Below are 4,960 nucleotides of genomic sequence, written 5' to 3'. Positions count from 1 at the left end.
CCAACGCCCTGCGGGCGCTTGCCGAAAGCAAGAAGGCGTGGGCCAACATTCCCGCTAAATGCACGCGCAAGGACACTTTCGCCTTCAGCTCCTGGGTCTGCCTTCCACTCGGCTCGCGCGGTCCAGCCGCCTGGCCGATTTCGAACGGTTGATCGAAGCCGCGGCGCCAGCGCTCGGCTGGAAACCGGGCGAGTTCGGAGAAATCTACCGCCGCAACCAGGATGAACTGGATTCTGTCACCATGGAGGCGGACGACGTGGCCGCGTCCATCGTGTCCTGATCGAGGACGACCCGTCGTACAGGTGGACCGGAACACCCTCGGCCCTGCTCGACTCTCTGGCGCCGAAGGTTTCGGAATCTGTCCGGCGCTCCAAGAGCTGGCCGCAAAACGCCACGGCCCTCGGCAATCGCTTGGTGCGGCTGGCGCCCGTGCTGCGCCGCCGAGGAATTATCATCGAACGTCGCCACAGCGGCGAACGGCGCATTACCATCATGAAGGCCCCCACGCCATGAGCCGCCGCGCCGCCCGCTTCACCCAGGCCGATATCCATCGAGCGTTGAAAGCAATCGCTCAGGCCGGCGTTCCCGCGACCATCGAAATTGGGCAGGACGGCGCCATTCGGATCATGCCCGAGAAGCCGGCCGCTGAGCCACCCAACGCCGAAGTTGCGCCGCCCAAGGAGATCATCCTTTAATGGACGCCATGCCCCGCCCCCGGCCGCCCTATCTGCACCGCGAAGTCACCCGCCACGGGAAGACCCTTTGGTATGTGCGCCGGGACAAGGGGCCGCGCATCCGCATCGCCGGAGCCTTTGGCTCGCCTGAATTCATGGCCGAGTATCATCGCGCCATCACTGCGAAATCGCCGCGACGCGGCCGCCGCCGGTCAATCCCAAGAGCCTGCGATGGCTGCTCGATCAGTACCGCGCTTCGGCCGCGTGGGCGAAGCTCTCGGCCGCCACGCGCTATCAGCGCGAAAATATCTTTTGGCAGGTACTGAAAACCGCCGGCAATGAACCGTTCGCGGACGTAACGAAGCTGCACATCGCCAAAGGCGTCGATCGACGCGCCGCCACGCCTTTCGCCGCCGCGAATTTCGTCAAGGCCATGCGGGGTCTATTTCGGTGGGCCGTCGCGACCGGGCATGTCGAGCAAGACCCGACGCGAGACGCCAGCACAACAACGCCGAAGACGGACGGGTTTCACGCCTGGACGGAAGACGAGATCGAGCGATTTGAAAAGCGCTGGCCGATCGGCACGCGCGAGCGGCTGGCGCTGGCGCTGTTTCTGTTCACGGGCCTACGCCGCGGCGACGTTGCCCAACTCGGCCGTCAGCACGTCCGCAATGGCGTCATAACGATTCGCACCGAAAAGACCGGAACGCCGATCATCCTGCCGATCTTGCCGGCGCTGCAACAGATCATCGACGCGAGCCCGACCGGCGACCTTGTCTTTCTCGCCAGCGAGCGCGGCAAGCCGATGACAAAGGAAAGCCTCGGCAATTGGTTTCGCGACGCCTGCGACGCCGCTGGCGTGCCAGGATCCGCGCAGGGGCTGCGCAAAGCAGGCGCGACGCGGCTGGCGAACAACGGCGCCACTGTCGCCCAGCTTGAAGCGATCTACGGTTGGGAAGGCGGCAAAATGGCCGCGCTGTACACACGAACGGCGGACCGCGCGCGTCTTGCTCGCGAGGCGATTTCGAAGCTCGAAAAGCCCGAAACAGGAACATCTATCCCCGAACCCAGTCCCAAGGTTCGGGCATCAGAGCCAAAAAGTGATTGATTTCAGTACGTTAATTTCGGGATGGTGGGCGATATAGGGATCGAACCTATGACCCCACCCGTGTGAAGGGTGTGCTCTCCCGCTGAGCTAATCGCCCGGACGCCTTGGACGTCGGAGGCTCTCTTTAGAAAAACCGCGCCGCCGCGTCAAGGCTGGAACGCGCGCCGGCCCTCTATTTGCCGATTGAACATTTCTGACTTTTTGCGCTTAATCGCCGCATCCTTGCGGCGACTCGCCGCGTTATAAGCCATCATGAAGCTTAGCAGAGCAGGAGCGCGCTCATGCCGTCCCGTCGCCCCCTCGTCTCCCATGCAGCGAAAATTTTTCTGGTCGCCGGCCTTTCGCTCGCCGCCGCCACGCCGGCCCGAGCCTTTCTCTTCGACGATCTTTTCTCCGGAGAGCCCAGCCAACGCGAAGGGCGTCCCTTCGCCTCGGCGATTCCGCGCGAGGTCGTCTCCTATCGCGGCTCGGAACGACCCGGCTCGATCGTCGTCTCGACGCGCGAACGGCGGCTCTATTACGTGCTCGGCGACGGGCAGGCCCTGCGCTATGGCGTCGGCGTCGGGCGTCCCGGCTTCGAATGGGGTGGCGTGCATCATGTCACCAACAAGCGCGAATGGCCGGACTGGACGCCGCCCGCCCAGATGCTGGCCCGCCGGCCCGACCTGCCGCGTCATATGGCGGGCGGAATCGGCAATCCGCTCGGCGCCCGCGCCATTTATATCGGCGGCACGCTCTACCGAATCCACGGCTCGAACGAGCCGGACACGATTGGTCAGGCGGTTTCCTCGGGCTGCATTCGCATGACCAACAATGACGTGATCGACCTTTACGACCGCGTCCATGTCGGCGCCAAGGTCGTGGTCCAGCGCTGACGCAACGTCCCTATCGTTCCATTCAGTCGGCGTTCAGCCGCAAAGGCGCGTCATAACTTCGCCATCGCGGCGATTTCTGTTGCGCGCGGTTGGCGGGACAGGTCGGGAGAAAAGAATGAGGCTGAGGCCTGAAGGAAAGGCCAGGCGGTTCGCCGCCGGCGTGGTTTTCGTCGCGGCGATTTTCATCGGCCGGGTCGAGGTTTCGGCCCAGCCGGCGCCGGGCGGGTCGCCCCGCATCGCTCTGGTCATCGGCGAATCGCATTACAAGACTGGGCCTCTCGCTTCCGCCGCCAATGACGCCGGCCTGATCGCCGACACCTTGCAGCGCGCCGGTTTCGACGTCGCCGGCGCCGCTGATCTCGATCAGGACGGGCTGCGCAAGGCCTTGCGCGAATTCGTCGACAAGGCGGCCGCCGCCGGCCCCGACGCCGTGGCCTTTGTCTATATTTCCGGGCGCGGCCTGCAATATGCCGGCGAGAACTATATCGCGCCGGTCGAGGCGGCCATTCCGCGCGCCGCCAATGCGCCGCTGGAGGCGGTGCGGCTGAGCGATTATCTGCAGCCGCTGGCGCAATTGCCGCTCCGAGCGCGCGTGGTGGTGCTGGACGCCGCCCGCATCAACAATTTCGCCCAGACCGGCGAGCCGCTGGCGGGCGGTCTGGCGCTGGTCGACCCGCCGGCGGGCTCGCTCTACGCCTATAACGCCGCGCCCGGATCGGTGGCGCCCGACGACAGCGGCCCCTATGGCGTCTATGCGCAAGCGCTCGCCGAGGCTTTGCGCCAGCCCGGCCTGCCGATCGACGAAGCCTTCGCCCAGACCCGACTGCGGGTGTCGCAAGCCACCAAGGGCGCAGTGATTCCCTGGGACGAATCGAAACTGACCGGCGCGCCCGCGCTGATCGCGGCGGCGCCCGATGCGCCGCCGCCGGTCGCCGCCGCCGCCATGACGCGCCTGCAGGCGCGGCCGATTCGCGAATATCCGATGGAGGACGCCTTCGCGGCCACGCTCGAACGCGACACCATTCAGGGCTATCTCGACTTCCTCGCCGCTTATCCAGATTCGCCCTATGCGCCGCGCGTGCGCGCCATGCTCGCCTTGCGTCGCGAGGCGATCACCTGGCGGCGGGCCTATCTCGCCAATTCGCCCAATTCCTATTGGAGTTATCTGCGCGCCTATCCGCATGGGCCGCACGCCGAGGACGCGCGCCGCCGCCTCGCTTTCCTCAGCGCGCCTTTGGCGCCGCCGCCGACCTTCGACGTCGTCGAATTCGACGTTCCGCCGCCGCCGCCCGCCGAAATGGTCTATTTCCGCCGGCCTTACGTGGTGTTCGACGATCCGGACTGGGGACCGCCCCCGCCGCCGATGGGCTATCTGCCGCCGCCGGTCATGATCGTGGACGAACCGCCCCCGCCCCCGCCGCATATGGGCTTGCTGCCGCTGCCGCTGGTGGTCGCGCCGCTGGTCGGCGCCGCCGTGGCCTCGCAAATGGGCGTGTTCCACGCCCCGGCGGTGGTGCAGACGCAGGTGCCCGCGGCGCAGGATTATTACAATAATTTCAACCGCCGGGCGCAGGTCGCGCCGGGCGCGGCTCCTGGTGTTGCGCCGGGTACGGCGGCTCCACGTGGCGCGCCGGGTACGGCTCCAAGTGGCGCGCCTGGCGTTGCGCCTGGCGCAGTCCCTGGCGCGCCGCCGTCCGGCGCCCCCGCTTCGGTCGTTCCGGCACCGGGCGCGCCCGTTGTTCCGGCTGCCCCGGGAGGAGCGCCCGCTTTACGCCCCGGCGCTCCGGCCGCGCCGACGGGCGCCGTCCCGGGAGCGCCTGCCACTCCGGGCGGAGCGCCCTTGCCTCATTCCGCCGCGCCCGGAGCAACGCCCGCCGCCCCTGCGGCGCCAACGGGAGCGCCCCTACCGCATCCGGCTCCGGCCGGCGCGCCGACAGGCGCGGCCCCCGCTGCGCCGACGGCGCCCGGCGGATCGCCTCTGCCGCATCCGCTTCCCTCGGCCGCACCGGGAGGCCCCGCGTCAACCGCCCCGGCTGCGCCAACGGGAGCGCCGCTGCCGCATTCAGCTCCGGCCGGCGCACCGACGGGCGCGGCCCCGACTGCGCCGACGGCGCCCGGCGGAGCGCCTCTACCCCGTCCGCTTCCCTCGACCGCGCCGGGAGGCCCTGCGTCAACCGCCCCGGCTGCGCCAACGGGCGCGCCGCTGCCACATCCGGCTCCGGCCGGCGCGCCGACAGGCGCGGCCCCCGCTGCGCCGACGGCGCCCGGCGGAGCGCCTCTGCCCCGTCCGCTTCCCTCGGCCG

At 68.4% G+C, this 4,960-nt stretch carries 5 protein-coding genes, 1 tRNA gene and 1 pseudogene; 6 read left to right on the top strand and 1 reads right to left on the bottom strand.

Features of this window, described 5'->3' with window-relative positions; genetic code table 11:
* From ACE3S9_RS14655 to ACE3S9_RS14640, 4 genes and pseudogenes are all read left to right on the top strand, one after another.
* Positions 1 to 98, top strand: a pseudogene (locus ACE3S9_RS14655) (IS5/IS1182 family transposase); the annotation flags it as partial.
* Positions 99 to 148: 50 nt separating this feature from the next.
* Positions 149 to 280: a hypothetical protein gene (locus ACE3S9_RS14650; RefSeq protein ID WP_374547220.1), complete on the top strand. Its 132-nt coding sequence runs from the start codon at positions 149 to 151 to the stop codon at positions 278 to 280.
* 229 nt (positions 281 to 509) lie between these two features.
* Positions 510 to 695: a hypothetical protein gene (locus ACE3S9_RS14645; RefSeq protein WP_374547219.1), complete on the top strand. Its 186-nt coding sequence runs from the start codon at positions 510 to 512 to the stop codon at positions 693 to 695.
* Between the two features lie 412 nt (positions 696 to 1,107).
* Positions 1,108 to 1,782, top strand: a complete 675-nt coding sequence (locus ACE3S9_RS14640) for a tyrosine-type recombinase/integrase (RefSeq protein ID WP_374547218.1) — start codon at positions 1,108 to 1,110, stop codon at positions 1,780 to 1,782.
* A gap of 22 nt (positions 1,783 to 1,804) precedes the next feature.
* Here the strand turns inward: ACE3S9_RS14640 and ACE3S9_RS14635 are convergent.
* Positions 1,805 to 1,879, bottom strand: a tRNA-Val gene (locus tag ACE3S9_RS14635).
* Positions 1,880 to 2,063: 184 nt separating this feature from the next.
* Between ACE3S9_RS14635 and ACE3S9_RS14630 the strand changes: the two genes are divergently transcribed.
* Both ACE3S9_RS14630 and ACE3S9_RS14625 read left to right on the top strand, forming a co-directional pair.
* Positions 2,064 to 2,657 carry a L,D-transpeptidase gene (locus tag ACE3S9_RS14630; RefSeq protein ID WP_374547217.1) on the top strand — a complete coding sequence of 198 codons (594 nt, stop codon included), beginning with the start codon at positions 2,064 to 2,066 and terminating at the stop codon, positions 2,655 to 2,657.
* 115 nt (positions 2,658 to 2,772) lie between these two features.
* A partial coding sequence (locus ACE3S9_RS14625) for a caspase family protein (RefSeq protein WP_374547216.1) occupies positions 2,773 to 4,960 on the top strand: 2,188 nt, incomplete at its 3' end.

Source organism: Rhodoblastus sp. (assembly GCF_041915505.1).
In the GTDB taxonomy this organism is placed as follows: Bacteria; Pseudomonadota; Alphaproteobacteria; order Rhizobiales; family Beijerinckiaceae; genus Rhodoblastus.
The sequence above is the reverse complement of the archived record's forward strand: the minus strand, read 5'-3'. Positions and strand labels throughout refer to the sequence as shown.